We start from the raw sequence: 25,251 nt of genomic DNA, 5'->3' as shown, positions 1-25,251 counted from the left end.
TATAAAAAGCAGAGGCAAACGAATTGGAAAAGCGGCGGCCAGGATTGGGCGGTCAGCAACAAACAATAAGAAGGTGTGGCTATGGAAGGCAACGCTAACGGCGGACGAATGGATGCGGAAAATGGAACAGTGAGCCGCCATGCTATCGAGTTGAATGGGCGGCAATTGACGGTTAGAGAGCTGGAGCATATTGCTGACGGCTGCCGCGTCGTCATTGCTGAGGAGGCAATCACGCGGGTCGAGCAAGCTCATCGCTTGATACACGAGCTGGCTGCCGAAGGCGTGCCGATCTACGGCTTGAACCGCGGAGTAGGCTTAAACAAAGACCACGAAGTGACGCCGGAGATGCTGGAAACCTTCAACCGCAACCTTATTTACTCGCATAGCACTGCGGTAGAACCGAACGCATCTGAACGGGAGGTCCGAGCTATTCTGGCCGCTCGGCTGAATACGCTGTTGACCGGCGGCTCGGGCGTAAGGCCTTCCGTCGTTCTTATGTACCGCGATTTGCTGAACGCGGGCATTCACCCGGTCATTCCGCTGCGCGGTTCGGTCGGAGCGGGTGATATATCGGTGCTGTCGCATGTGGGTCTCACCATTCTCGGCGAGGGAGAGGTACTGTACAAAGGTGCGCGCATTCCGGCCCAAGAAGCGTTCCAAGACGCCCGCATTGAACCGCTGACGGAGCTGGGACCGAAGGGCGCTTTATCTATCGTCAGCTCCAACGCGCTCTCGGCCGGTACAGCCGCGCTCGTCGTTGCGGATACTTGGCGGCTCTTGAACGCCGCTGACGCCGTATTTGCTCTATCGCTCCAAGCGTTGCAGGGCTGCATCAGCCCGCTTGACGAATCGCTGTATTGCGCTAGGCCGTTCGAGGGAGCGGCTGCCAGCGCAGCCAACGTGCGCGGACTATTGAAAGGCGGGGCGCTTGCTGATATGGATCAGCGGGATAAAATTCAGGACCCGCTCAGCTTCCGCAGCGCTTGTCATGTCCATGGCGCGGCGCGTGATGCGCTCGCCTATGCCGAGAAGCAATTGCTGATTCAGTTGAACAGCTCCGACGATAATCCGTGCGTCTTGCCGGATGAGCGCAAGCTTGTGCCTTCCTCCAACTTCGATGTCACCGCATGGACGGTCGCTTTCGAAATGGTCGCCATCGCACTCAGTCATGTTTCGAAAATATCGTGCTACCGCTCGCTGCGGCTGGGCACTCCTTCTTTCACCGGACTTGGACGCTTTCTGTCGCCTGCGCCGGGGACGATTGCCTTCGGTACGATGCAAAAGACATATACGTCGCTCGACGCGGAAATCCGGCTGCTGTCCAATCCGGTATCGGCTGACTATTTCTCGTTGGCGGGCGATATGGAGGATCATGCGAACAATACGCCGCTTGTCGTCCGGAAGACGGCTGACCTGATAGACAGACTTTATTACATTCTCGGAATCGAAGCGATCCATGCCGCCCAAGCTATCGACCTGCGAGGCTCGCAGGCAGATTTGGGCACAGGCTCGGCTGAGGTGTACGAGCGGATTCGCGGCATCGTGCCGCCAATAACGGAGGACCGTCCGCTGACGCCCGACATCGCTGCCGTTCACGCATGGATTCGCCAAGGGATTTCGACAGAAGGCGGGGAATAGGCATGAGTACGCATTATGATGCAGTCATTTATGGAAATATCGTGCTGCCGGAAGGCGTCGCCTACGATTCGGCGATTGCAGTGAAGGACGGAACAGTCGTTGCCGTCGGCGGTAAGAAGGAAGCGGCTGAATGGGAAGGGCAAGCAGAACGGACGTACCGCGCCGAAGGCAGCTATGTGCTGCCGGGAGCGGTAGACGCTCACGTGCACTGCTACAGCTCGCTGGACGAAGGCTTTGAGACGGCGAGCCGCTCTGCGGCTGCAGGCGGAGTCACAACGATTATCGAAATGCCGTACGATGCGACCGGCATGGTCTGCACCCTTGACATGTTCGAGGAAAAGAAAGAGCGCCTGAACCGCGAATCGCTCGTCGATATGGCTATGCTGGTGACCATACACAAGCAGGACGGGTACGAGCATATCCGTGCTTTGGCGAATGCAGGCGCTTGCGGTTTTAAAGTATCGATGTTCAACACCGATTCTTTCCGTTTTCCGCGTATTGACGACGGTCAACTGCTCGACTCGTTCGCTGTTATTGCCGAAACCGGCTGTCCGGTTGGCGTGCATGCCGAGAACGACGAAATCGTTCGCCGATACATCGGGAAATATGAGAATGAAGGGCATGATCCCAAGTCTCATGTGCGCAGCCGGCCGAAAGTGAGCGAGTCGGTAGCCGCGCTCACCGTTATGGAGCTGGCCTACGAGACGGGAGTCAAGCTGCATTTGTACCATTGCACCTATCCCCGCATCTTTCAACTGGCGGATTACTTCCGTTCACTTGGAGCGCGGGTGACGGCGGAGACTTGTACGCATTACTTGACGCTGAGCGAGGACGATATGCCGCGCCTTGGAGCGAAGGGGAAAATCAATCCTCCGCTGCGGACGAAAGAGGACGTAGATGGATTGTGGGAACTTGCAAAAACGGGAACGATCGATATGATCACTTCCGACCATGCGCCTTGGCTGATTGAGCGAAAGTCGAATCCCGATATTTTCAAAAATTCGTCCGGCGCGCCGGGCGTCGAGCACTTGCTGCCGATCATCTATAGCGAGGGTGTAGCGAAAGGAAGATTGGCGATCAACGATTTGGTGCGGCTGCTTGCGCAGAGACCTGCCGATACGTTCGGACTCGGCCATCGCAAAGGACGGATTTCCGCCGGCTATGATGCCGATATCGTCATTCTCGATCCGGCCGTCGCATGGACGATGGACGAGAAAGACCTGCATTCCAGCGCAGGCTGGAGCGCTTATCACGGAATGGGCATGCAAGGCAAAGTAACGCATACGTTCGTACGCGGCAAGCTTGTATACGAAAACGGCGCGATCGTAGGGCAACCAGGCGACGGGCAATTTGTGAAAGCCGAGCATTCGAAATAATGAAATGAATCCCGGATTCAAGGGAGGGACAGATATGGAAAAAGAAACGGAGCCTATCCGTTTGCATCCGCAGACGGCAAGGCTGCAGACCGACATCGAGCGGCTGTCCGAGCTGGTCGACCGCGCTAAGCCCGGCTGGACGAGACGTCCGTTTACGCCGTTTTACGAACAAGGACGGCAATGGCTGACGGAGAAGATGACTGAGGCGGGGCTTGCCGTCTCGATCGATGCGGCATCGAATTTGATCGGCAGCTTGCCGGGCGTCGATCCATCTTTGCCGCCGATTATGATCGGCTCCCACACCGATACAGTAACGGGGGGCGGACGCTTCGACGGCATTATCGGCGTGCTGGCTGGAATTGAGATTGCGAGGATGCTGAAGGAGTCGGGTACAAAGCTGCGCCATCCGCTGCAAATCGTTGATTTCACTGCAGAAGAGCCGAGTGAATTCGGTATTTCCACAATCGGCAGCCGCGGCATGGTCGGAAATCTGACTGACGCGATGCTGGAGCTGCGGGACCCTGAAGGGCTGCAGCTGAAGGACGCGCTGAACCGCCAAGGCGGGAACGTCGAGTCGCTCGCGGAGCAGGCAAGGAAGCAGGGCGATGCTGCGCTCTATCTGGAGCTGCACATCGAGCAAGGGCCGGTGCTGGAACAGAGCGGTCATCGTCTGGGAGCGGTGATGGGCATCGTCGGCATTCACCGCTATCGCGCCGTTCTTGAGGGAGCGCCGAATCATGCGGGCACAACGCCGATGGGGCTTAGAAACGACGCGCTTGCCGGTTTTTGCGAGCTCGGGCTCGCTTTCGAACGGCACTGCCTGGGGCATGCGGAGAACGCAGTCGGCACGATCGGCAAGCTGACGAACGAGCCGAACGCCTCCAATGTCGTTCCGGGACTTGTCCGTTTCGATTTCGAAATTCGTTCTTTGGATCGTTCGGTTTCCGAAGCGGTTTACGCCGCTTTCAAAGAGGAGGCCCAGCAAATCGCCGAAAGGCGGGGGCTGCGTCTTCAACTCGAGCTACTGTCCAAATCGGACGCCGTTATCGTGCAGGAACAGGTGCTGCAAATGATTCGGGAAGCTTGCGAATCGGTAGCGCCCGTGAAGCTGTTGCCTAGCGGGGCTGGCCATGACGCCAATCAGCTGGCGGCTATTGCACCGATCGGCATGATCTTCGTGCCGAGTAAGGGCGGCCGGAGCCACTGCCCCGAGGAATGGACCGATTACGAGGAAGTGGCCGCCGGTACCGAAGCGTTGGCCGCCGCACTGCTTCGATTCGATGCGCAAGACTTGGCGGGCTGGCGCCATGGTTAAGCCGTCTGCGAGTGCGAGCGTAACAATCGATGGTCAAAGGCTGTGGCGTACTCTTGTTGAGCTTAGCCGTTACGGCGCTGGAGCCGAAGGGACCGGTATCACTCGCCTTTCGCTCAGCGAAGCGGAAGTGGAAGCGAGGGAAAGTATCGTCCGGCTCATGAAGGAGGCAGGGCTGACTGTTTGGGTCGACGCCGCCGGAAATCTGATCGGCCGGTTGGAAGCTTTCGAAGGCGGCGGCAATGGTGCGGATGAAGCGCCGCACTTAGAGGCGTATGCCGCGAAACGAGACGGCGCCGTCGTGACCGGGTCTCATATCGACACAGTTGTGCAGGCGGGCATGTTCGACGGAGCGCTTGGCGTGCTGGCTGGCATCGAAGCGCTGCGTACGATCCGGGAGCATGCGATCCCGCATGCGAGGCCGCTTGAAGTCGTTTGCTTTACCGACGAGGAAGGCGTACGGTTCGGGGCTGGCTACTTCGGCAGCCGGGCAATGGCCGGAGGCTGGAACGGCGAATGGCTGGAACTGCGAGATGCGGAAGGGATAACGCTGCGAGCGGCGATGGAGCGAGCCGGCCTTGATCCGTCCCGTTGCGCGGGCGCAGCGAGAACACGCGAGTCGGTGCACGCTTACGTCGAGCTTCATATCGAGCAGGGACGCGTATTGGAGGAGCTTGGAGCGCCGGTTGGCACGGCTACCGCCATATACGGGCACCGTTGGCTGGAAGCGTCGCTTAAGGGGCACGCCGATCATGCGGGCACGACGCCGATGGCGCTGCGCCGCGACGCTGCGATGGCTGCCGCCGAGTCGATGCTCGCCATTGAGCGGATTGCGCTTGCCGAGGGAGGCGTTGCGGCGGTAGGGGCGATGAGGCTCGGTCCGGGAGCGATTAACGTCATTCCGGGCGAGTCGGTTTTTACGGTTGATCTGCGCCACGAGAGGCAGGAGTCGCTCGACGCGATGGCGGTCGCCGTGCAGGATGCGATCGTGCGAACAGCCGATTCGCGGGGCGTGTCCGCCGAAATTCGCGTAATCGACGGGGCACAGCCGGTACCAACGTCCCCGCGCATTCATGCATTGATTGCTGACAGCTGCGCGGAAATCGGACTGCAAGCGAATCCTTTGATTTGCGGAGCCGGGCACGATGCCGTGGTGATGAGCGAACTGGCGGAGATCGGACTTATTCTGGTCCGGTCCAAAGACGGGCTCAGCCATCATCCGATGGAATGGAGCAGCCCTGAGGATTGCGAGGCAGGAGCCAACGTTCTCCTGCACACACTCTTAAAGCTAGCAAATGAATGATATTACACAATTCCGATTGACATGGTATGAATAACGACTGATAATGGTGGTAATTCATTATTGATATTCGATAATCAATAAGGAAGGGGGACGAATTTCAAGTGAATGTTTTCCTCGGTGCTTACAACTATATAGTCGCGAACAGCGATCGGTTTTGGGAAGCGGTCAAGGTTCATTTAAGCATCAGTTTCTACGCGCTGCTGATCGCGCTCGTCATCTGCGTGCCGCTCGGTATTTTATGCGCGAAGAAGCAGTGGCTGACCGGGACGATCATGGGACTGTTCAACTCGCTGCGGGTTATTCCCAGCTTGGCAATACTGGTTATTATTTTGCCGATTATGGGTACCGGCTTTGCGCCTGCGCTTATCGCGCTAACGCTTCTGGCTTGTCCGCCTATTCTCATTAATACGTATATGGGCTTCAGAGGCATTGAGCCTTCCATTCTGGAAGCAGCGTCTGGCCTTGGAATGAAAGAGGGCATGATGCTGCGGAAGATTGAGCTGCCGCTAGCGGCTCCTCTCATGCTGTCCGGCATTAAAACTTCCGCGGTAGAAGTGATCGCCAGCGCCACCTTGGCGGCGTTCATCGGCGGAGGCGGGCTTGGAACATTCATCATTAACGGGCTCGGCATGTACAACTTCTCCTTGCTGCTGGTCGGCGCCCTTCCGGTAGCTTTGCTTGCCATTTTATCCGAAATCGGTTTTTCCGGCATAGAAAGATTGGCAGTGAAACATCAGCGTTTATAACGCTATCCCTATTTCGAGGAAAGGGGCCTCCCAGCCGGACCAACCGGAGGAGCCCCTTTTCTAACAGGAGCTGATAAGCAATGAGCAAAGAAGCCATCAAGTTCGAGCGAGTATCCAAGACGTTTCCGAAAGCGGCCAAGCCGTCTGTCAACGAGACAAGCCTCGTCGTGCCGCAAGGCTCCTTCGTCACGATTTTGGGCGCATCGGGCTGCGGTAAGACGACTTTGCTGAAAATGGTCAATCGGATTATCGAGCCGTCATCCGGCACGATATCGGTGTTTGGCAAAGACATTCGAAGCACGCCGGTAACCGAGCTGCGCCAAAGCATCGGTTATGTTATCCAGCAGGTCGGCCTATTTCCTCATCTGACGATCGAACAAAATATTGCGACCGTACCGAACATTCTCGGCTGGGACCGCCAGAAGACGGCGGAACGGATCGATTATTTAATGGACCTGGTTCACCTTCCTGAGAATTATAAAAAAATGTATCCGCGCCAGTTGTCGGGCGGTCAGCAGCAGCGCGTCGGTATTGCACGGGCAATGGCCGGCGACCCGGCGATTTTGCTGATGGACGAGCCGTTCGGTGCGATCGATGCCATTACGCGGACGAAGCTGCAGGACGACTTCAAACAAATTCAGCGCGAGCTTGGCAAGACCGTGCTGTTCGTCACTCACGATGTAGAAGAGGCGATGAAGCTGGGAGACCGTATGATCGTCATGAACGAAGGGTCGATTCAGCAGTACGACACGCCGCTTGCGATCATGTCCGGCCCGAGCAACGATTTCGTATCGCGGCTCATTCAATCCGACGATCTGTTCCAGCGGCTGCATCTGATGAAAGCGGCAGACCACATGATCGAACTGCCGGACGGACTAGTGCCCGATTCTGTTCCACGGGTCGGAGTGGACGAGAATTTGAAGGCGATTTTGCAACTGCTGCTTCAGAGTAACGCGCCTTACGTCGCGGTGTTGGACGGCGATCAAGGTTTGGCTGGCCGTGTGACGCTCGAGCAGTTGAAGCTTGGAAACGGCAGGTGAGGTGAATGATCGAGTACTTGACTCGCTATTATGACGATTTGCTTATCTCGTTATGGGAGCACTTTTACTTAACTTTTGTATCCTTGCTTATTGCCCTGTTGATTGCGCTCCCGATTGGCTATTGGCTATCGCGCCATCGCCGCATTTCCATTCCCATACTTTCAGTGCTAGGCATTATTTATGCGATACCGAGTCTTGGGATGTTCGCCATGCTGATTCCGCTAGTCGGATTGGGCTTCAAGCCTGCGGTCATCGCATTGGTGGTGTACAGTCAGCTCATATTGGTGCGCAACGTCATCTCGGGCTTCCAGTCGATCGATCCTTCGATCATCGAGGCGGGCAAGGGAATGGGCTTCAGCCCTTGGAGGCTGTTTAGCCGGATCGAGCTGCCGCTTGCACTGCCCGTCATTATCGGGGGCATTCGCATCGCGTCGGTATCGGTCATCGGCATCGCTACAATCGCGGCGTGGATTAATGCAGGCGGATTAGGCGGCGTGTTATTCGAGGGCTTGTACCAAAACTCGCTTCCAAAAATGGTATACGGCACCTTGCTCGTGTCGCTGCTCGCTTTATCGACAAATACTTTTTTGTTAAAAATAGAAAAAATGACCTTGCGAAAAGCGCGCGGCGAACAACGAGTGTGATATAATAATCGCAAATTGAGAGCGATTATGGTTTTTTTGAGGTGCAGAGATGAATGGAACGCAAACGCTTGGACGCGCTATCGATATTTTATTTGTACTCGCGGAGTCGGGAGCGACGCTTACCGTCAGCGAAATTGCCGAGAAGGTAGGTATACCGGACAGCACGGCATACCGATTTATTCAGACATTAATTAAGAACGGATTTGTTGAGCGGAAAGGCAGAGGACAGATCGGCCTCGGGCTGCGTATTTTTGATTTGGCCCGAAGCCTGTCCCAGCAGATTGAGAAGGAATTGCTGACAATTGCCCGGCCGATTATGGAGGATTTGACGGCCTTGACCAACGAGACGACGGTACTGTTTGTTCGTTCAGGCTCAAAGGCGATTTGTATTGAAAACGTCACCAGCAAGCGCCTTGTACGGCTGTCCATCGAGAACGGACGTATACTGCCGCTGAACTCCGGCGCTTCGGGCAAAGCGCTGCTTGCTTTTGAGAGCGAAAAGGTTATTGAGGAGATGTACAAGCAATTTGCCGAGGATGGCGGAGGCGCCAGCCGTTCCGCACTGGTAAAGGAGCTGCGTAACATTCGCGACGACGGTTATTGCTTCACGCTTGGTGAAGTCGACACCGACGTCTTCGCGATCGCTGCCCCGATCTTCGATCCGCAGCAGCGGATCGTGGCGAGCTTGTCGGCTGCGGGGCCTGTTCATCGGTTGAACCGGGACGAGCTTGAGGACCTGATCGGCTACGTCAAATCTGCGGCTTCTCAAATCTCGGGCAAGCTGGGCGGACTGGTCTAGGCTGCAGAGGCCTCGATGTAAATGACAACCAGCGGATACCCTCTCTTTTCGAAGATAACGAGGTTATTCTCGGATCGTCTGTATTCACCGTTTTAAAAATGGCCTGAAAAGGCAAACAGCCGCGGCAAGCGATGAGCTTGCTGCGGCTGTTTTTTATACTGCGATGGAAACGATCGAACTAGTCGAGAACGGCGGAGATGTGCTCTTTCGTAATCGCCCAGTGGGACGTCGTCCATACTTTTTCTTTGTTTTGCACGAACAAAATTTGCGGAGAAGCGTGCGTGACCGCCGTATCCTCAGCAATTTGGTTCGAAACCGGGCGGGATTCGATTACTTTGACGAGAACGTAATCCGCATTTTCAAGCGGCTTCTCGGCCAAGTATTCGGAAAACTCGCGGTGAGCGTTGGCGCTTACCGGGCAAGTGGTGCTGTGCTTGAAAATAACGAGCGGTTGATTCTTCGAACCTTCAAACGCTTCGTTCCATTGTTCTAACGTGTCGATTTCGCGGTATTGCGCCATGTCATAAACAACTCCTTTGTCCGGCAAGATGTAAGATGCCTGCTTGTATTATATCCCTTTGCCCGGCAAAAGTCATCCGGCGGCGAGAGGGCTGACATCGTGCTGCGGCCAGAAGAAAAATGCATTAATGTCGTTAGAGGCAAGCTAAGCCCGTTAACGTCGAGTTTTATCGGTTTTTACAAGATTTTCGGGTTCATACTAAAATCAGTGCTTGACGGGAAAAGGAGAAAAAGTGGAGGGGCAGAGGGATTCTGGAGAAACGAAAGTGGTCGCTATAAAATAAAGGAATCAGGCTTTAATGGCGATCGGAAGAACCCTCTGACCCGCAGCGCTTCCCCTCATTTCAAGTCAAGAACTGATTTCGGTTTTGAGCCGAATTTTGAGTATATTCTACGTTACACAAACAGTAGCATGATGTATAATCAAATGCTGGAAGCGAACTTTATAACTATTGGATGAAGGCTTACCGCTATAATAAAAAGATTAAAGTCCGCTGTTTCGCGATGGCGAAACGGGTGAAAGGAGCTGGAACGAAAAGAAATGGAGCAACAGTCGATTATCCGGTTCGAGCATGTGACGAAGAGATACGACAGCGAAACAGTCGTATTAAAGAATGTCAGCTTTGAAATCGAAAGAGGTAAGTTTTATACGCTGCTAGGTCCGTCGGGCTGCGGGAAAACGACGATTTTACGGCTGATCGCGGGGTTCATCGAGCCTTCGGAGGGTCAAATCTATTTTAACGGCAAAGTGATTAACCGTGTTCCCGCCAACGAGCGGCAGGTGAATACCGTATTTCAGGACTACGCCCTGTTTCCGCATTTGAACGTATTCGAGAACGTGGCCTTCGGCCTGCGCATTAAAAAGCTGAAAAAACCGGCCATTGAAACGAAGGTGAAGGAAGCTCTCCGCTTCGTCAATCTGGAAGGCTACGAAAACCGCGAAATCAATGAAATGTCCGGCGGCCAGCGGCAGCGCGTCGCCATTGCGCGGGCAATCGTCAATGAGCCGGAAATTATTTTGCTGGACGAGCCTTTGTCGGCGCTCGACCTCAAGCTGCGCACCGAAATGCAGTACGAGCTGCGCGAGCTGCAGCGCCGTCTCGGCATTACGTTTATTTTCGTCACCCACGACCAAGAGGAAGCACTTGCGATGTCGGACGAGATCTTCGTGCTTAATAACGGCATAATCGAGCAAAGCGGTACGCCTAACGATATTTATGACGAGCCGATCAACCGCTTCGTAGCCGACTTCATCGGTGAGTCGAATATCGTACCGGGACGGATGGTGCAAGATTTCGAGGTGCAATTCGCCGGCAAGTCGTTCGAGTGCGTCGACCAAGGGCTCAATTCGAATGAGCCGGTCGAAATCGTGATTCGCCCGGAAGACTTGGAGATAACGTCGTTTGAGCAAGGCAAGCTGCAGGTACGCGTCGATTCGCAGCTTTTCCGCGGCGTCCATTACGAGATCAGCTCGTATGACGACGACGGCAACGAATGGCTAGTTCATTCGACGAAAAAAGCGGTTGTCGGCGAGAAAATCGGCCTCTATTTCGATCCGGAAGCGATTCACGTTATGCGATTCGGCGAGACGGAAGAGGAGTTCGACAAGCGCCTTGATGCATACAGCGATTCGGAAGGCGAAGGGGACGGGCTTAAAGTCGGGGTGGAACAACGATGAACGCAAACACGCGCAATGTCTATCTCGTGCCGTATTTGCTGTGGATCGTCTTGTTCGTCGTGGCGCCGATTTTACTCGTCGTCTACTACTCCTTTTTTAATGTAGAGGGGCAGTTCACGTTCGCCAATTACGCCAAATTTTTTACGCCTGTTTATATGAAGATGACGGTCAGCTCGTTTTGGTACGCCTTCCTTATTACAGCATTCTCGCTGTTGGTCGCGTATCCGACGGCGTATTTGCTGACGAAAACAAAGCATAAGCAGCTGTGGCTGCTGCTTATCATTTTGCCGAGCTGGATCAACCTGCTGCTGAAGGCGTATGCCTTTCTCGGCCTGTTCGGGACGTACGGCTTCGTGAATGCGGTGCTCGAATTCGTCGGCATCGGCACGCAGCAAATTCTGTTTACTGACTTCAGCTTCGTGTTTGTGTCGGTGTATATTTTCATTCCGTTTATGATTTTGCCGATTTTCAACTCGCTGGAGGAACTGAATCCGTCGCTCGTCTACGCGGCGCGGGATCTTGGCGCATCGCCGTGGACGACGTTCCGGCGCGTTGTCTTCCCGCTGACGCTGAGCGGCGTCAAATCCGGCTGCCAAGCTGTATTTATTCCGGCGCTGTCGCTCTTCATGATTACGCGGCTTATTGCCGGCAACCGGGTCATTACGCTCGGTACGGCGATCGAGCAGCATTTTCTCGTTACGCAAGATTGGGGCATGGGCGCGACGATCGCCGTCTTCCTCATTATCGCGATGGCGATCATTATGCTGCTGACGGGCAGCAGAAAGAGAGGGCTGCAGGATGACGTCAAAAAAAAAGCTGTCTAATATTTACCTGGTCGTCGTATTCGCCATTCTGTATGCGCCGATCTTCTACTTAATGTTCTACTCGTTCAACAGCGGCGGCGCGATGCGCAATTTTGAAGGCTTTACGCTGGAATGGTACGCCGAGGTGTTTGCCGATACGCGTCTCCTGATTATTGTGCTGAATACGTTCGTCATTGCTCTGCTGTCGGCGGCCATTTCGACGATTCTGGGCGTGGCGGGGGCGCTGGCGATTCATCAGGTCAGACGGTATCAGCCGAAAAACACGCTGCTGACGCTGAACAATGTGTTGATCGTAAGCCCCGACGTTATTATCGGCGCCTCGTTCTTAATCCTGTTTACCATTATCGGCATTAAGCTTGGTTTCACGTCGGTGCTGCTGTCGCATATCGCATTCAGCGTACCGATCGTTGTCATTATGGTGCTGCCAAAGTTGCAGGAGATGAGCCCGACGCTGATCGACGCGGCGCGCGATCTCGGTGCGAGCGGCTGGAATGTGCTGACGAAGGTTATCCTGCCGTTTATTAAGCCCGGTATCTTCGCGGGATTTTTTATGGCGTTAACGTATTCGCTCGACGATTTCGCAGTAACGTTCTTCGTGACCGGGAACGGCTTCTCGACCTTGTCGGTCGAAATTTATTCGAGAGCGCGGCAAGGCATTTCGCTTTCGATCAATGCGCTGTCGACTTTGATCTTCCTGTTCACGATCGTGCTCGTCATCGGCTACTACTTCATTAATCAGCGGAACAACAAGCCGTCTGCCGGAATGGAGGGACGGGGATGAAAGAGCTGGTTCGGACGTTTGCGGCCGTATTCATCGTCGCTTTCGCGCTTATGTATTTGACTGCTTATTTGAATTCAAGCCAAGGGTATTCCAGCGGCAATACGCTGACGATATACAACTGGGGCGATTATATCGATCCTGAGCTGATCGCACGATTTGAGAAGGAAACGGGTATTAAAGTCATCTATCAAACGTTTGATTCGAACGAGGCGATGATGACTAAAATCGAACAGGGCGGTACAACCTTCGACGTCAGCATTCCGTCCGAGTACGCCATTAGCAAAATGAAAGAAGAAAACTTGCTGTTGCCGCTCGATCACTCGAAGCTGCCGAACTTGAAATACATTGATCCCAGCTTTATGGATTTGTCGTTCGACCCGGGCAACATTTACTCGATTCCTTATTTCTGGGGAACGGTCGGCGTCGTATTCAACCCGGATCTGACCAATTTGAAATTTAAGAGCTGGGACGACCTATGGGATGAAAGCCTGCGCAATCAAATTTTTCTGTTGGATGGCGCTCGAGAAGTGATCGGCATGGGGCTGAATAGCTTGCATTATTCGCTCAACGACACGAACGAGGATCATCTGCGGGAAGCGACGGCTAAGCTGAGCAAGCTCACGCCGAACGTGAAGGCGATTGTCGGCGACGAGATCAAAATGCTGCTGGCCAACGAAGAGGCGGCTGTCGGACTCGTCTGGTCCGGCGATGCGTCGGAGATTATGAGCGAGAACGAGAAGCTCGATTACGTCGTGCCGGAGGAAGGCTCGAACCTGTGGTTCGATAACATGGTCATTCCGAAGACGGCGAAAAATATCGAAGGCGCGCACGCCTTCATCAACTTTATGCTCGACCCGGAAGTTGCCGCGCAAAACACCGAGTATGTTGGCTATTCAACTCCGAATGCAGAGGCGCTTGCCTTCTTGCCGGAGGAGATTGCCGGTGACGAGCGGTTTTATCCAAGCAAAGAACTGACCGAGAAGCTGGAAGTGTACGAGAATTTGGGAAAAAGAATGCTCTCGCACTATAATGAGCTTTTCCTCGAGTTTAAAATGCATCGCAAATAAAAAGAAGCGCCCCGAAGCGTCGACGAAGACAACGCAGCCGTTCCCGGCTAGTAATACCGTTGTTTCCGTCGGTCGGCATTGGGGCGCTTTTCCGATTTGGGGAAAGTGGTGAGTTTCCTTTTTTTTTCATCTGTCGCCTCGCAACTTTATAGACGGCTTAAATAGGGGTATGATAGATAGATATCATGCAATTTGACCTTACGGAAGGATTGGGGAGAAGCGGGATGGAAAGCGAATTATTAACCGGATTGCTGAAACTGATCTTAATTAACGTGCTGCTGAGCGGCGACAACGCGGTCGTCATCGCGCTCGCCAGCCGCAACTTGCCGGCCCACCAACAGAAGAAGGCGACGATATGGGGCGGAGCGGGCGCGGTCGTACTGCGTATTGGACTCACCTTCGTTGCGGTTTGGATTTTAAAAATACCGTTTGTGCAGGTTGTTGGCGGTCTATTGTTATTGTACATAGCGGTGAAGCTGCTGTTGGACGATAAAGGGTCAGAGGGCGTAAAATCGAGCGTAACGCTTGGCGGGGCGATTAAAACGATCATCATCGCCGACCTCGTCATGAGTCTCGACAACGTGCTGGCAGTGGCTGGCGCGGCGCAAGGCAATGTAGGGCTGATTATTATCGGGCTTGCTATCAGCATTCCGTTAATCGTATGGGGCAGCCAGCTATTGATGAAAGTGATGGAGAAGCTTCCGATCATCGTTTGGGCGGGTGCTGCGTTGCTTGGTTATACGGCCGGAGAAATGATGGAAAGCGACAAGGGCATTGGGTACTTGTTCGAACTCCCATTCCAAGGCGGCCATTATGTCGTGCCGATCTTGCTGGCTGGGTTGGTCGTTGTGCTCGGCCTTGTTCTTCGGCATCGGGCGTCTGCGCGGCATACGCCGCAAAATCCGTAAGGAAAATATTCGTTGAAAAACGTTTTAGCGAACAGACACATATATGCTTGGCAAAAAGAGATGTCAGCCTCCAATCTATCGGTAAGAAAAGGTAAACCGTCTCATGCGGCGAATACAATGAGCATGAGGCGGGAGCTTTCCAAGAGGCTGTCCTGCAACCGACATGGATCAGAGAGGAGACGGTTTCGGGTGAAGGTGAAATGTCCTTGGTGTCATGAGGAAGTGGAGCTGGACCGGCGAGGCTGCTGTCCGGAATGCAAAAACGAAGTGGGACAGGAACATATCGCAGAACAGATGGAAGGGGAAGAGGCTGGGGCGCAGGAGCGCGCATACACGCTGGAGCATTCCGGTGATGCGATCGGCTTCATCGAATCCCGGTTTTCATGCCTGAAATGCGGCGGAGAAAGCTGCGAAGCGAGAGAGGTGGCGATGACCGGCACCGGCCTGAGCAAGCTGTTCGATATCCAGCATAACCACTATATTTTTGCGACCTGCATCAATTGTGGTTTTGTGGAGGTTTACGACCCCAATCGGATGACGGGCAGGAAGCAGGGGACGGGCGGTACGGCGCTGGATATGTTTTTTGGATAACGCATGCGCTGGGACATTTGCATGCGGAGTTGACGGCGACAGCCGCCGCCGTGAATCGGCGGGGGCTGTTTTTTTAACTGGAAATGGTTATGCTGTTGAAAGAGTGATTTTCATTAGAAGCAAGGAGCGATACATACATGGCTGAACTTCATTTGACGCTTCATACCGATAAATATCAAATTAATATGATGTATGCCCATTGGAAGAACGGAACGGCGAACCGGAAAGCGGTGTTCGAAGCATACTTCCGCAAGCTGCCGTTCGGAAACGGCTATGCGGTCTTTGCCGGGCTAGAGCGGATCGTTCATTATATACAAGGGCTTCGCTTTGGCGAAGAGGAGCTTCGTTATTTAGCCGAGCAGGAGGAGCAGTATGAACCGGCTTTTTTGGAGCTTCTACGGCAATTCAAGTTTGGAGGCAGCCTGTACGCGGTCGAGGAAGGACAGATCGTTTTCCCGAACGAGCCGCTTATCCGTGTAGAAGGCACAATTTTCGAAACGCAGCTCGTCGAGACCGCACTGCTTAATTTTATGAACTACCAAACGCTGATTGCGACCAAAGCATCACGAATCGCTCAAGTGGCGGAAGGCGATGTGCTGCTGGAATTCGGCACGCGCAGGGCTCAAGAAGCAGATGCGGCTGTTTGGGGGGCGCGAGCGGCTTATATTGCAGGCTTCCACGCCACGTCGAATATGCTGGCCGGAATGCGTTTCGGCATCCCGACGAAAGGAACGCACGCCCATTCGTGGGTGCAGGACCATGATACGGAGGAAGAGGCGTTCATGAAATACGCTCAAGCTCTTCCCGACCAGGTAACGCTGCTGGTGGATACGTACGATACGCTGAAGAGCGGGGTCGAGAATGCGATCAAGACAGCTCGCTGGCTGGACAGCATCGGCAAGAAGATGGGAGCGATCCGGCTCGACAGCGGCGATCTCGCGTATTTGTCCAAGCAGGCCCGCAAGCGGCTCGACGCGGCCGGTTTTCCAGAGGTGAAGATCGTTGCCTCGAACGACCTCGACGAGACGCTTATTTTCAACCTGAAGGCGCAGGGCGCGAAGATTGATACGTGGGGCGTCGGTACCCAGCTTATTACAGCAGCCGACCAGCCGTCGCTCGGCGGTGTATACAAGCTGACCGCCCGCGAGCGCGATGGCGAGCTTGTGCCGGTCATTAAGCTGTCGAACAACCCGGAGAAGGTGACGGCGCCGGGCAAAAAGAGCGTCTACCGAATTGTAAACCGGAACACAGGCCTTGCGGAAGCGGACTACCTCTCGCTAGACAACGAGGACGATGATCCTAACGGCAGACGATTGAAGCTGTTCGATCCGGTCCATCCCTACATTTACAGGTACGTGAGCGATTACGAGGCCGTTCCTCTGCTTCGCCCGATATTCGAGCAGGGACAACTCGTATACGAGCTTCCGGACCTGGATCGCATTCGCGCCTATCATCGCGAGCAGCTGTCGCGAATGAGCCCGGAGGTGCAGCGCAAGCTGAATCCAGAGCTGTATCCCGTACATCTGAGCGAAAAGGCGTGGCAGTTGAAGATGGATTTGATTAAGAGCTATCAGAAGGACTAACGGAGTAGGTGAGGTGTTGGCGCGGGTGGTAGCTAGCAAGGGAGTAGGGAAGCAGTGTGGGCGTGGCACGAGTGGCAGGCGACAGCTCAGCGTGCATGCGTTGGCGCAGGCGGCAGTTAGCAAAGAAGTAGCGTAGTGGCGTGGGCGGCAGTTAGTAAGTAGTAGTGAAGGCCGCAGCGGCAGGCTACAGCTAGCTGAGAATTGCTGCTGCCCTGCAGCGTTGCCTCAGTTTTGGAGAAACCCTCGTCATCTTAATATGGCGAGGGTTTCTTTTGTATTATTAAGCCAGAACTACACCTGGGATGAAATATGTATGATTTTTCGCATATAATCAGGGCGATTTCGGCATTAGGGCAAATTATATACGATATTTCATATATAATTTGGTCGAAACTCCACATAGGAGTAAAATATGTATGATTTTTCGCATATAATCAGCCCGATTTCGGTTTTGGGGCGAATTATATACGATATTTCGTATATAATCCGGTCTAAACTCCACAGGATGAAATCGATGCTTCTCCACTTGAGCGCAAAATATATATGATATTTCATCTCCAACATAAAATCAGCTTAACTGAAAAGGAGAGAAAGTGGAGGGGCAGAGGGATTCTGGAGAAACGATAGTGGTCGCTTTTAAAGCCAGATTTCTACCGAAACGATTAATAAAATAAAGGAATCAGGCTTTAATGGCGATCGGAAGAACCCTCTGACCCGCAACGCTTCTTCTAACTTCAAGTCCGTGTTAATTCCTTTCACGTATGACCGCTAGCCCTGCGTAATCCGTTTGCGGTACTCTCGCGCCGAAATGCCTTCAAGCCTAACGAAGCAGGCGGCGAAATAAGCGGCATGATTGAAGCCGACCGCCTCGGCGATGAAGGAAATCGGATGGTCCGTTTGAAGCAGGAGCAGCTTGGCTTGATCGATTCGAAATCGGTTCAAATAATCGATTGGCGAGCAGCCGAATTGCTTGCGCATGCATCGCGCGATATAGACCGGGTGGAAGTTGATGCTCTCGCCCAGCGCTTGCAAGGTGACGGATTCCTTATAATGCTCTCGCAAATAAGTGGCCGCCCGCTCGGCGCAGAGAGCTGCAGGAGACGTCCGCTGCGCGTCGGATTCCGCTGACAGCTGCTCGAGTACTTGCTGGAACAGCTGCTGCTGCCGCCAGCCGACCTCCGACTGATGGTTGTTCCGATCCATCTCCGACAGCTGCTCGATGGCGACGAACAGCTTGGCCGGCTGTGCAAGCGTCATGGCCTGAGGAATTTGCTTAATGAACGTTTGCAGCGTGAAAGCCCCGGCGTCCAGTCCATGTCCATATTCTCCGATAGCGTGCCGCAGCCTTTGAGGAGCATTCTCTTCCGTCGTCCATTCACCGCTCGTTTGAAAGTGCATCCAGTAATAACAGGTTCGTTCAGCGCTTGCCCGAGTCGCAAAATGATGTGAATCAGGCCGGAGGATAAGTGTTTGACCCGGGCCAACGTCGAAGGAACGGTTTTCCTCAGTAATATGAAGGCATCCCTCGGACACTGTGAGAAGGTCGAAGACGCCGATATTTCGGCGGTTCGTATGCTTGAAGCCGGGCGCTGCATCGACAAAGCCGCTTGCCATGTAGAATGGTACGGGCGGTATGACAAAGCGCAGTATTGTCATGGACAAGCTCTCCTTTCACGGTGTGAAATGAAGGTTGGAATCGTTAAAGTTTGAGTTGTGAATGTGAAACATCAGCCCCAGTATAGCATCTATAATTTGTTATGGCGAATAGACGCCGACAAGAAGCTAATACAGAAATTATAGAGACGAGGAAGCCGATGGAGGCTTCTCGCCGGCAATGACGCCGGCTTATGCTTAGGAGGTTGGGAATCATGAACTCGCAACCGCGGGAAAAATCATTTACGCTATGGATGCTGGCTTGGCCAATCTTTTTGGAGCTGCTGCTGCAATTTCTGCTCGGGGCGGCCGATACACTGATGGTCAGCCGCATATCCGATGATGCGGTAGCCGTCGTCGGTTTTTCAAACCAGCTGTTCATGGCAATTACGACGCTTTTTGTCGCTGTATCAAGCGGTGCAGGCATTCTCATTGCGCAGCGGATCGGTTCGCGTAACAACGAGGAGGCGCGAACGATCGCTGTTATTTCGGTGAAGGCGAGCGTTATCATCGGCTTGCCGCTGAGTATTTTGCTGTTTGCCGCGCCGGAACCGATCGCCGCGATGCTCCAACTGCCCAACGAGCTGTTGCCGCTGGCGCGCATTTATATATCGATCGTCGGAGGCGGCATGGTTCTGACTGCCGTCATGTCTACGCTCAGTACGGCGATTCGTAATACCGGCAATACAAAAGGTCCGATGTACACGGCTATTGCAATGAACATCATTCATATTGTGTTGAATTACGGTTTTATTTTCGGAAAGCTCGGACTGCCCGAATGGGGACTAACAGGCGTCGCGCTATCGACCGTTATTAGCCGGCTGCTGGCGACCGTTGTTCTGTTTGTTATGTTCCATAGCTCGTTTGAGCGGAAAATCTATTGGTCGAACTATCGAATGTCCGACAGCAAGCTAATGAAGGAAGTGCTGAAGATCGGCTGGCCGCTTGCGGTGAGTATGTCGGCGTGGGTGTTCACGCAGCTGCTTATTTTCAGCTACATTGCGATGATAGGCTCCAATGAACTGGCGGCTCGCACCTATATGAACACGCTGGAATCGTTCTGCTTCCTGCTTGGACAGTCGATTGCGATGGCGCTGCAAATTCAGGTCGCCCATCGTTTCGGAGCAGGGCAGCTGGATGCGGCGTACAAAGGCGTTTATCGGGCGCATTGGTTCGCTCAGATGATTGTGGTCGTCAATGCCTTCCTTATCTATTTGTTTGGAGGGCAACTGCTTGGCATTTTTACAAAAGATCAAACGATTATTGAGCTTGGCGTTTCACTTCTAGGATTGAACCTGCTGCTGCAGCCGGGTAAAATGCTGAATATGGCGTTCGGCAATTCATTAAATTCGGTCGGCGATACGAAATATGTAATGTGGATATCGCTTTCCGTGTCGTCTATCGTTGCAGGGGTTATGCCGTATATCGTCGGCATCCAACTCGGATGGGGCTTGGTCGGCATTTACGTCTGCATGGTAGCCGACGAATACATCCGCGGCGCACTCGTGCTGATTCGCTGGCGGGGCCAAAAGGCGCTGCGCGGCAAACATCGCCAGCGCACGGCGGATGGCGCCTCAAAAGCGAAGGCGCTTGGTCATAGCTAAGCCAGCCGACCGACCACACTAATTAACGAACAAAGGAGGTTCTATACATGGTATTATTGAACGAGAAAATAAAAGCATCGGAGCTGCTGCTGACTGGCTTGAACGGAGAGAAGCTGGGCATCGTCTCCCGGGAGGAGGCGCTTGCGTTGGCGAAAGAGAATAAAGCCGATCTGATCTGTGATTCGCTGATGAGCAGTCCGCCGCCTTGCCGCTTGGTTGCGAGAGGCATGGCGAAGCAGCAAGCTAGCCAGCAGAAGCGAGAGGAGAAGCTGAAGGAGCAGCCTTTGAAGGTCAAGGAGCTGCGGCTCGGCATCGACATCGAGCAGCATGATTACGATACAAAGCTGAGGCAAGCCGCCAACCTGCTTGCCTCAGGCAACAGCGTCTTGCTATCGGTGAGGCTGAGCGGCAAGGAAGGCCCGCGGGCCAAGGAACTGCTGGAGCGGCTGTGCGCCGATCTCGCCGCCTCCGGACGAAAGCAGACGGGCATTCAAGTAAGCGGCAAGCAGGCGGCCGTGGAAGTCCGTCCAAATTTCGATTGACAGGGATGAATACGTTAGATATCCTTTTAATTGAAAATGATTATCAATAAAAAGGAGATTATTATGCTTCGCAAGTTTTTCAGCTACTATAAACCATACCGCAAGCTGTTCTTTCTCGATTTTTCGAGCGCTGTCGTACTTGCGATACTGGAACTGATGTTTCCGCTTGCGGTCAGCTACGTGATCGACACGCTGCTGCCGCAGGAGAATTGGCCTTATATCATCGTCGCCTGCTCCGTGCTGCTGATCGTTTATGTCATCAATACGCTGCTGCAGTATGTCGTCACGTATTGGGGTCATATGCTCGGCATCAACATTGAAACGGATATGCGCAAAAAGCTGTTCGAGCATGTACAGAAACTCAGCTTCCGTTATTTTGACAATACGAAGACGGGGCACCTGATCTCGCGTTTGACCAACGATTTGTTCGAAATCGGAGAAGTCGCGCATCACGGACCGGAGGATATGTTTATTGCCGTCATGACGCTGATCGGTGCATTCGGTATAATGGCGTTCATCAATTTGGAATTGACGCTCCTTACGTTTGTCATCGTGCCGATTATTATTTGGCTCGTATTGTTCTTTAACAAGAAGATGACGAAGGCTTCGGATCGGCTGTTCGGGGCTATGGCCGACTTTAACGCCCGGGTCGAAGATACGGTCGGCGGCATTCGCGTCGTGCAAGCTTTCTCTAACGAGAAGCACGAGAACGAGTTGTTTGCCAAAGACAATCGCGCTTTCCGCGCGGCTAAGCTAATATCGTATAAAATTATCGGCATGAACTCTTCGATTACGTACATGCTGATGCGGTTTGTTACACTGTTCGTACTGCTCTGCGGCACCTGGTTCGTAATCAAATACGATATGCGATACGGTGAATTCGTCGCTTTCGTGTTGATGACAAATATTTTCTTCAAGCCGATTGAGAAAATTAATGCCGTGATCGAGAGCTATCCGAAAGGCATTGCCGGCTTCAAGCGGTTCACCAAATTAATGGAGACCGCTCCTGATGTGGCCGATTCGCCGAATGCGATTGAAGTGGACCGCCTCTACGGCAACATTCGCTATTCCAAAGTAACATTCGGTTATGAAGGAGAAGCAAAAGTGCTTAAAGGCATCGACCTGAACATTCGCAAAGGCGAGACTGTCGCTTTCGTCGGTCCTTCCGGCGCGGGTAAAACGACGCTATGCAGCCTGTTGCCTCGCTTCTACGAAGTGGATGAAGGAAGCATCAGCATCGACGGCCATGATATTCGCGATCTGAAGCTGGAATCGTTGCGTAGACAGATCGGCATCGTGCAACAGGACGTCTTCCTGTTTGCGGGCACGATTCGTGACAATATTGCTTACGGCAAGCTTGGATCGTCCGACGCTGATATTATGGAGGCAGCACGCAGAGCGCATCTGGAGGCGTTTATCGCCGCTCAGCCTAACGGCCTTGATACGGTTATCGGTGAACGGGGCGTGAAGCTGTCGGGCGGGCAGAAACAGCGGATGGCGATTGCTCGGATGTTCTTGAAGAATCCGCCGATCCTCATCTTGGACGAAGCAACTTCGGCGCTCGACACGGAGACGGAAGCAGCGATTCAGCAATCGCTGTCTGAGCTGTCGGCAGGCCGAACAACGCTGGTTATCGCCCACAGGCTGGCGACGATTAAAAACGCCGACCGGATTATCGTTGTTACCGAGGAAGGCATCAGCGAGGAAGGCAAGCACGAGGAATTGATCGCGACCGGCGGCATTTATAGCCGTCTGCATCAAGCGCAGTTCGGGAAAGGCTGAGCCGCGTAGCGAACACTGCATCATAGGGCGTAAAAAAAAGGCGTTGCGGAAATTTTTCCGCAGCGCCTTTTTTCAAGACGAGCTTGCTTGTTCAGTTGCTTGTTCGGTCGCCGTTTCAGTCGCTTTCTCTGCAGGCCGTTTCCGCTCGAAACGGAATAGTTTATTCAAGCCTTTATACACGAGCTTCGATTCCTTGGTCAGAAGCGGACCAAGTATGGCGAGAATGAGCACGTACAATGCGGCGAACGGCTGAATAATTTCCAGCAGGCCGCCTGTTTTGCCGAGGTTGGCCATAATGATCGAGAATTCGCCGCGAGAGACGATCGTAAGCCCGATGTTGGACGAGGCTTTCGGAGAAAGTCCGGCGCTGCGGCCGGCGAGCATCCCGGCGACGAAGTTGCCGATCAGCGTAAGGATGACGGCGCCGATGGATAGCCAAACCGCTCCGCCTAAAGCAAACGGATCGATTGTCAGGCCAAAGCTGAAGAAGAATACCGCTCCGAAAAAATCGCGAAACGGCAAGATGAGATGCTCGATCCGCTTCAGGTGCTCGGTTTCTGCGAGAACGAGGCCGACGAGTAAGGCGCCGATCGCTTCCGCCACATGAATCGTTTCAGAAAAGCCCGCCACGAAGAACAGGCAGCCGAAGACAAGCAGCAGGAACACTTCGTTATTTCGAATGTTGAACATTTTGTTGAGAAGCGGAACGATTTTGCGCCCGATCACGATAAACGACAGCATGAAGCCTAAAGCGTATGCAGCGGACAGCAGAACGCCGCCAAGAGAGTTAGCTCCGCTTAGTACGAGGCCGGAGAGAATGGAGATATAGACAGCAAGAAAAATGTCCTCGAACATAATAATGCCAAGAATCATCTCGGTCTCCGAATTGGCAGTACGTTTCAAATCGACGAGCACTTTAGCGACAATGGCGCTGGAGGAGATCGTTGTGATACCGGCTATAATGAGCATTTCCTCGAGCGGAAAGCCGGTGACCCAGCCGTAAGCGAGACCGAGAGTGAAGTTGATTAAAATATAGATGGTGCCGCCAATCACAATCGATTTGCCGGATTTGATCAAGCGGCCAACGGAAAACTCAAGCCCGAGATAGAAGAGCAGGAACAGTACGCCGATTCTGCCGAGGAAATCGATGAAAGGGGCGCTTTCGATAAAACGGAAGTCGAGAATGCCGAATTTAGGTGCGTGCGGCCCGACGGCCATCCCGATGAGAATATAGAACGGGATGACCGAAAAGCGCAGCTTTGCGGAAAGGAGCCCGACTAAGGCAAGCAGGATAACGGCAAGACCAATTTCCAGCACCAAGTGATCCATAATTATACGCTCCCGTTAGAAAGGAGATGTTTTAGCTTCTTTAGATGCTGGCGTTCGCCAGCCACAATGAGAGTCGTATCCGCTTTGAAAATATAGTCGGGGCCAGGGTTAATATGTTTTTTCTCTTTTTCTACTACGGCGATAATGGTTGTGCCCGTTTTTTGACGGATATTTGCTTGGCCAATTGTTTTGCCGATGCATCTGGAACCATGCTCCACCTTATACCATTCGATCGTCAAGTCATCCAGCGCCACTTCGATCGTCTCCAGCGCTTTCGGCTTATAGGTTATACCGCCGATAATAGCCGCAATATGACGGGCTTCGTCGTCGTCCAGAGACACCATGGATATGCTGTCGTCCGGATCCTCATAGTCGAAGTGGTACAGCTCGCGTCTTCCGTCGTCGTGGATGATGATGACAAATTTGTCGCCGCCTCTTGTCTGCAACTGATATTTACGTCCAATGCCCGGTAAATCCGTTTCTCTAATATCCATGCCAGCACTCCTATTCTGCACGCTTATAGTATTTATATAAAGGATTCCGGCATAGATGCCATAAATATGGCCTAACTATAGCTGGAAAATGTCATCATCTATCGAACATTCATTGACGGTTGCTTTCAAACCGATATAAAATCTAAGGAATAAATAGAGATGTAATAGGAGGAGAGAAACAGATGAGTTCTACGGTTAAACAAATTTCTCCTTTGGTGGAGGCGCTCGGTTTGAAGCCTCATCCCGAAGGCGGATGGTATAAGGAAATATGGAAGGCTTCGTTCGAAATTCCGCAGCAAGTGCTAGGGGCTCCTTATAACGGTCCGAGATTTGCCGCTTCGTCCATTTACTACTTACTGCATCCGGAAGAAATCTCCGATTGGCATACCGTTCATTCGGACGAGCTATGGCTGTGGCACTCGGGCAGCCCGATTGCGCTGACGCTGGGCGGTACCGGAGATAAACCGGAGAAGCGCGAAGAAATTATTCTCGGCGGAGACATTCTGAACGGTCAGCAGCCGCAAGCGCTGGTGCCCGGTGCGGAATGGCAAATGACGCGTCCGCTGGGCGACGAGCCGGTGCTGGTATCCTGCGTCGTTGCTCCGGGCTTTCACTATGACGATTTCAGACTGATCGGCAAATAAGAGGACGGCGGAGCCGGTCCGAGACGCAGCGCATCTTTGGAAAACGATGTTCAAGCGGCCCGGTCCGGCTTCGTTTTTTATGTCCATAAATAGGGCGGCGAGATCGGCCGATTTGTCTGAATTGACTGTAAAGTTTGACAAATGGCCCTTTTTCGATTTAGACTGTTAGTACGCTTAATTTTCGGCTATGCGCCGGAAAGCGGGGGAACCAAACGCAAGTGGGGCGAATAAATTCCGCATATCGTGTATGCAGAGTTTTAGGGTGACCATCTACCCGAGTCCGTCAGCTAACCTCGTCAGCAGTGGATGGGTCAAATTCAAGTTTATTTTTATTTTGTGACCCCTACAGATAGATTCGTATGGGTTTTTTTGCGTTTCTTGGACCCCCCACTGG

General features: G+C 53.3%; 23 protein-coding genes and 1 riboswitch. Of the genes, 19 read left to right on the top strand and 4 right to left on the bottom strand.

What is annotated here, in order from left to right:
- Positions 1 to 81: 81 nt before the first annotated feature.
- The 8 genes from ACFVTB_RS19515 to ACFVTB_RS19480 all read left to right on the top strand — a co-directional run bounded on the left by ACFVTB_RS19515 (position 82) and on the right by ACFVTB_RS19480 (position 8,858).
- Positions 82 to 1,638 (top strand): HAL/PAL/TAL family ammonia-lyase, encoded by a 1,557-nt coding sequence (locus ACFVTB_RS19515; protein WP_387752764.1) that lies wholly within the window; start codon positions 82 to 84, stop codon positions 1,636 to 1,638.
- Positions 1,639 to 1,640: 2 nt separating this feature from the next.
- Positions 1,641 to 3,014, top strand: coding sequence for a dihydroorotase (locus tag ACFVTB_RS19510; protein WP_387752762.1), 1,374 nt, complete (start codon positions 1,641 to 1,643; stop codon positions 3,012 to 3,014).
- Positions 3,015 to 3,048: 34 nt separating this feature from the next.
- A complete protein-coding gene (locus tag ACFVTB_RS19505) occupies positions 3,049 to 4,329 on the top strand; it encodes a Zn-dependent hydrolase (RefSeq protein WP_387752759.1) in 1,281 nt (426 codons plus the stop codon).
- Positions 4,322 to 5,629 carry a Zn-dependent hydrolase gene (locus ACFVTB_RS19500; RefSeq protein ID WP_387752757.1) on the top strand — a complete coding sequence of 436 codons (1,308 nt, stop codon included), beginning with the start codon at positions 4,322 to 4,324 and terminating at the stop codon, positions 5,627 to 5,629. The genes ACFVTB_RS19505 and ACFVTB_RS19500 overlap by 8 nt, the downstream gene beginning before the upstream one ends.
- 101 nt (positions 5,630 to 5,730) lie before the next feature.
- Positions 5,731 to 6,375, top strand: a complete 645-nt coding sequence (locus ACFVTB_RS19495) for an ABC transporter permease (RefSeq protein WP_387752755.1) — start codon at positions 5,731 to 5,733, stop codon at positions 6,373 to 6,375.
- Between the two features lie 80 nt (positions 6,376 to 6,455).
- Positions 6,456 to 7,415, top strand: a complete 960-nt coding sequence (locus tag ACFVTB_RS19490; protein WP_387752752.1) for an ABC transporter ATP-binding protein — start codon at positions 6,456 to 6,458, stop codon at positions 7,413 to 7,415.
- A gap of 5 nt (positions 7,416 to 7,420) precedes the next feature.
- Entirely contained in the window at positions 7,421 to 8,059 is a 639-nt protein-coding gene (locus ACFVTB_RS19485; protein ID WP_387752750.1) for an ABC transporter permease, read from the top strand.
- Between the two features lie 49 nt (positions 8,060 to 8,108).
- Positions 8,109 to 8,858: an IclR family transcriptional regulator gene (locus ACFVTB_RS19480; RefSeq protein ID WP_387752747.1), complete on the top strand. Its 750-nt coding sequence runs from the start codon at positions 8,109 to 8,111 to the stop codon at positions 8,856 to 8,858.
- Positions 8,859 to 9,036: 178 nt separating this feature from the next.
- On the opposite strand, the gene ytxJ is transcribed toward ACFVTB_RS19480, so the two are convergent.
- Entirely contained in the window at positions 9,037 to 9,378 is a 342-nt protein-coding gene (gene ytxJ / locus ACFVTB_RS19475) for a bacillithiol system redox-active protein YtxJ (protein WP_387752745.1), read from the bottom strand.
- A 540-nt stretch (positions 9,379 to 9,918) separates the two neighbouring features.
- Between ytxJ and ACFVTB_RS19470 the strand changes: the two genes are divergently transcribed.
- The 7 genes from ACFVTB_RS19470 to ACFVTB_RS19440 all read left to right on the top strand — a co-directional run bounded on the left by ACFVTB_RS19470 (position 9,919) and on the right by ACFVTB_RS19440 (position 16,809).
- The gene (locus ACFVTB_RS19470; protein WP_387752742.1) at positions 9,919 to 11,055 is read left to right on the top strand and encodes an ABC transporter ATP-binding protein; all 1,137 of its coding nucleotides are present in this window, start codon (positions 9,919 to 9,921) and stop codon (positions 11,053 to 11,055) included.
- Entirely contained in the window at positions 11,052 to 11,879 is an 828-nt protein-coding gene (locus ACFVTB_RS19465) for an ABC transporter permease (RefSeq protein WP_387752740.1), read from the top strand. The genes ACFVTB_RS19470 and ACFVTB_RS19465 overlap by 4 nt, the downstream gene beginning before the upstream one ends.
- Positions 11,854 to 12,660: an ABC transporter permease gene (locus ACFVTB_RS19460; RefSeq protein ID WP_387752737.1), complete on the top strand. Its 807-nt coding sequence runs from the start codon at positions 11,854 to 11,856 to the stop codon at positions 12,658 to 12,660. Before ACFVTB_RS19465 ends, ACFVTB_RS19460 begins: the two co-directional genes overlap by 26 nt.
- A complete protein-coding gene (locus ACFVTB_RS19455) occupies positions 12,657 to 13,727 on the top strand; it encodes an ABC transporter substrate-binding protein (protein ID WP_387752734.1) in 1,071 nt (356 codons plus the stop codon). The genes ACFVTB_RS19460 and ACFVTB_RS19455 overlap by 4 nt, the downstream gene beginning before the upstream one ends.
- A 224-nt stretch (positions 13,728 to 13,951) precedes the next feature.
- Complete coding sequence (locus ACFVTB_RS19450; protein ID WP_387752731.1) at positions 13,952 to 14,635, top strand: TerC family protein; 684 nt, start codon at positions 13,952 to 13,954, stop codon at positions 14,633 to 14,635.
- A gap of 189 nt (positions 14,636 to 14,824) precedes the next feature.
- Positions 14,825 to 15,226 (top strand): zinc ribbon domain-containing protein, encoded by a 402-nt coding sequence (locus ACFVTB_RS19445; RefSeq protein WP_387752729.1) that lies wholly within the window; start codon positions 14,825 to 14,827, stop codon positions 15,224 to 15,226.
- Between the two features lie 137 nt (positions 15,227 to 15,363).
- On the top strand, positions 15,364 to 16,809 hold the full coding sequence (locus tag ACFVTB_RS19440) for a nicotinate phosphoribosyltransferase (RefSeq protein ID WP_387752727.1): 1,446 nt from the start codon (positions 15,364 to 15,366) through the stop codon (positions 16,807 to 16,809).
- Positions 16,810 to 17,577: 768 nt separating this feature from the next.
- Here ACFVTB_RS19440 and ACFVTB_RS19435 read toward each other — a convergent pair.
- Positions 17,578 to 18,465 (bottom strand): helix-turn-helix domain-containing protein, encoded by an 888-nt coding sequence (locus ACFVTB_RS19435; protein ID WP_387752724.1) that lies wholly within the window; start codon positions 18,463 to 18,465, stop codon positions 17,578 to 17,580.
- 212 nt (positions 18,466 to 18,677) lie between these two features.
- Between ACFVTB_RS19435 and ACFVTB_RS19430 the strand changes: the two genes are divergently transcribed.
- The 3 genes from ACFVTB_RS19430 to ACFVTB_RS19420 all read left to right on the top strand — a co-directional run bounded on the left by ACFVTB_RS19430 (position 18,678) and on the right by ACFVTB_RS19420 (position 22,390).
- Complete coding sequence (locus tag ACFVTB_RS19430) at positions 18,678 to 20,066, top strand: MATE family efflux transporter (RefSeq protein ID WP_387752722.1); 1,389 nt, start codon at positions 18,678 to 18,680, stop codon at positions 20,064 to 20,066.
- Between the two features lie 47 nt (positions 20,067 to 20,113).
- Positions 20,114 to 20,608, top strand: a complete 495-nt coding sequence (gene infC, locus ACFVTB_RS19425; RefSeq protein ID WP_387752719.1) for a translation initiation factor IF-3 — start codon at positions 20,114 to 20,116, stop codon at positions 20,606 to 20,608.
- A 63-nt stretch (positions 20,609 to 20,671) separates the two neighbouring features.
- Positions 20,672 to 22,390, top strand: a complete 1,719-nt coding sequence (locus tag ACFVTB_RS19420) for an ABC transporter ATP-binding protein (RefSeq protein ID WP_387752716.1) — start codon at positions 20,672 to 20,674, stop codon at positions 22,388 to 22,390.
- 72 nt (positions 22,391 to 22,462) lie between these two features.
- On the opposite strand, the gene ACFVTB_RS19415 is transcribed toward ACFVTB_RS19420, so the two are convergent.
- Positions 22,463 to 23,719 (bottom strand): cation:proton antiporter, encoded by a 1,257-nt coding sequence (locus ACFVTB_RS19415; RefSeq protein ID WP_387752713.1) that lies wholly within the window; start codon positions 23,717 to 23,719, stop codon positions 22,463 to 22,465.
- 2 nt (positions 23,720 to 23,721) lie between these two features.
- Positions 23,722 to 24,213, bottom strand: a complete 492-nt coding sequence (locus tag ACFVTB_RS19410) for a cation:proton antiporter regulatory subunit (protein WP_387752710.1) — start codon at positions 24,211 to 24,213, stop codon at positions 23,722 to 23,724.
- Positions 24,214 to 24,395: 182 nt separating this feature from the next.
- On the opposite strand from ACFVTB_RS19410, the gene ACFVTB_RS19405 reads away from it, so the two are divergent.
- Positions 24,396 to 24,857, top strand: coding sequence for a cupin domain-containing protein (locus tag ACFVTB_RS19405; RefSeq protein ID WP_387752708.1), 462 nt, complete (start codon positions 24,396 to 24,398; stop codon positions 24,855 to 24,857).
- A 161-nt stretch (positions 24,858 to 25,018) separates the two neighbouring features.
- Positions 25,019 to 25,174: riboswitch (cyclic di-AMP (ydaO/yuaA leader) on the top strand.
- The last annotated feature ends 77 nt before the right edge of the window (positions 25,175 to 25,251 follow it).

Origin of the sequence: Paenibacillus sp. NPDC058071, assembly GCF_042885235.1 — a bacterium.
GTDB lineage: Bacteria > Bacillota > Bacilli > Paenibacillales > Paenibacillaceae > Pristimantibacillus.
This window is presented reverse-complemented; position numbering and strand designations above follow the sequence as displayed.

Coding starts and splice junctions, on each gene's coding strand:
- ACFVTB_RS19515 (WP_387752764.1), top strand. CDS start 82: ATGGAAGGCAACGCTAACGGCGGACGAATGGATGCGGAAAATGGAACA.
- ACFVTB_RS19510 (WP_387752762.1), top strand. CDS start 1,641: ATGAGTACGCATTATGATGCAGTCATTTATGGAAATATCGTGCTGCCG.
- ACFVTB_RS19505 (WP_387752759.1), top strand. CDS start 3,049: ATGGAAAAAGAAACGGAGCCTATCCGTTTGCATCCGCAGACGGCAAGG.
- ACFVTB_RS19500 (WP_387752757.1), top strand. CDS start 4,322: ATGGTTAAGCCGTCTGCGAGTGCGAGCGTAACAATCGATGGTCAAAGG.
- ACFVTB_RS19490 (WP_387752752.1), top strand. CDS start 6,456: ATGAGCAAAGAAGCCATCAAGTTCGAGCGAGTATCCAAGACGTTTCCG.
- ACFVTB_RS19485 (WP_387752750.1), top strand. CDS start 7,421: ATGATCGAGTACTTGACTCGCTATTATGACGATTTGCTTATCTCGTTA.
- ACFVTB_RS19480 (WP_387752747.1), top strand. CDS start 8,109: ATGAATGGAACGCAAACGCTTGGACGCGCTATCGATATTTTATTTGTA.
- ytxJ (WP_387752745.1), bottom strand. CDS start 9,378: ATGGCGCAATACCGCGAAATCGACACGTTAGAACAATGGAACGAAGCG.
- ACFVTB_RS19470 (WP_387752742.1), top strand. CDS start 9,919: ATGGAGCAACAGTCGATTATCCGGTTCGAGCATGTGACGAAGAGATAC.
- ACFVTB_RS19465 (WP_387752740.1), top strand. CDS start 11,052: ATGAACGCAAACACGCGCAATGTCTATCTCGTGCCGTATTTGCTGTGG.
- ACFVTB_RS19460 (WP_387752737.1), top strand. CDS start 11,854: ATGACGTCAAAAAAAAAGCTGTCTAATATTTACCTGGTCGTCGTATTC.
- ACFVTB_RS19455 (WP_387752734.1), top strand. CDS start 12,657: ATGAAAGAGCTGGTTCGGACGTTTGCGGCCGTATTCATCGTCGCTTTC.
- ACFVTB_RS19450 (WP_387752731.1), top strand. CDS start 13,952: ATGGAAAGCGAATTATTAACCGGATTGCTGAAACTGATCTTAATTAAC.
- ACFVTB_RS19440 (WP_387752727.1), top strand. CDS start 15,364: ATGGCTGAACTTCATTTGACGCTTCATACCGATAAATATCAAATTAAT.
- ACFVTB_RS19435 (WP_387752724.1), bottom strand. CDS start 18,465: ATGACAATACTGCGCTTTGTCATACCGCCCGTACCATTCTACATGGCA.
- ACFVTB_RS19430 (WP_387752722.1), top strand. CDS start 18,678: ATGAACTCGCAACCGCGGGAAAAATCATTTACGCTATGGATGCTGGCT.
- infC (WP_387752719.1), top strand. CDS start 20,114: ATGGTATTATTGAACGAGAAAATAAAAGCATCGGAGCTGCTGCTGACT.
- ACFVTB_RS19420 (WP_387752716.1), top strand. CDS start 20,672: ATGCTTCGCAAGTTTTTCAGCTACTATAAACCATACCGCAAGCTGTTC.
- ACFVTB_RS19415 (WP_387752713.1), bottom strand. CDS start 23,719: ATGGATCACTTGGTGCTGGAAATTGGTCTTGCCGTTATCCTGCTTGCC.
- ACFVTB_RS19410 (WP_387752710.1), bottom strand. CDS start 24,213: ATGGATATTAGAGAAACGGATTTACCGGGCATTGGACGTAAATATCAG.
- ACFVTB_RS19405 (WP_387752708.1), top strand. CDS start 24,396: ATGAGTTCTACGGTTAAACAAATTTCTCCTTTGGTGGAGGCGCTCGGT.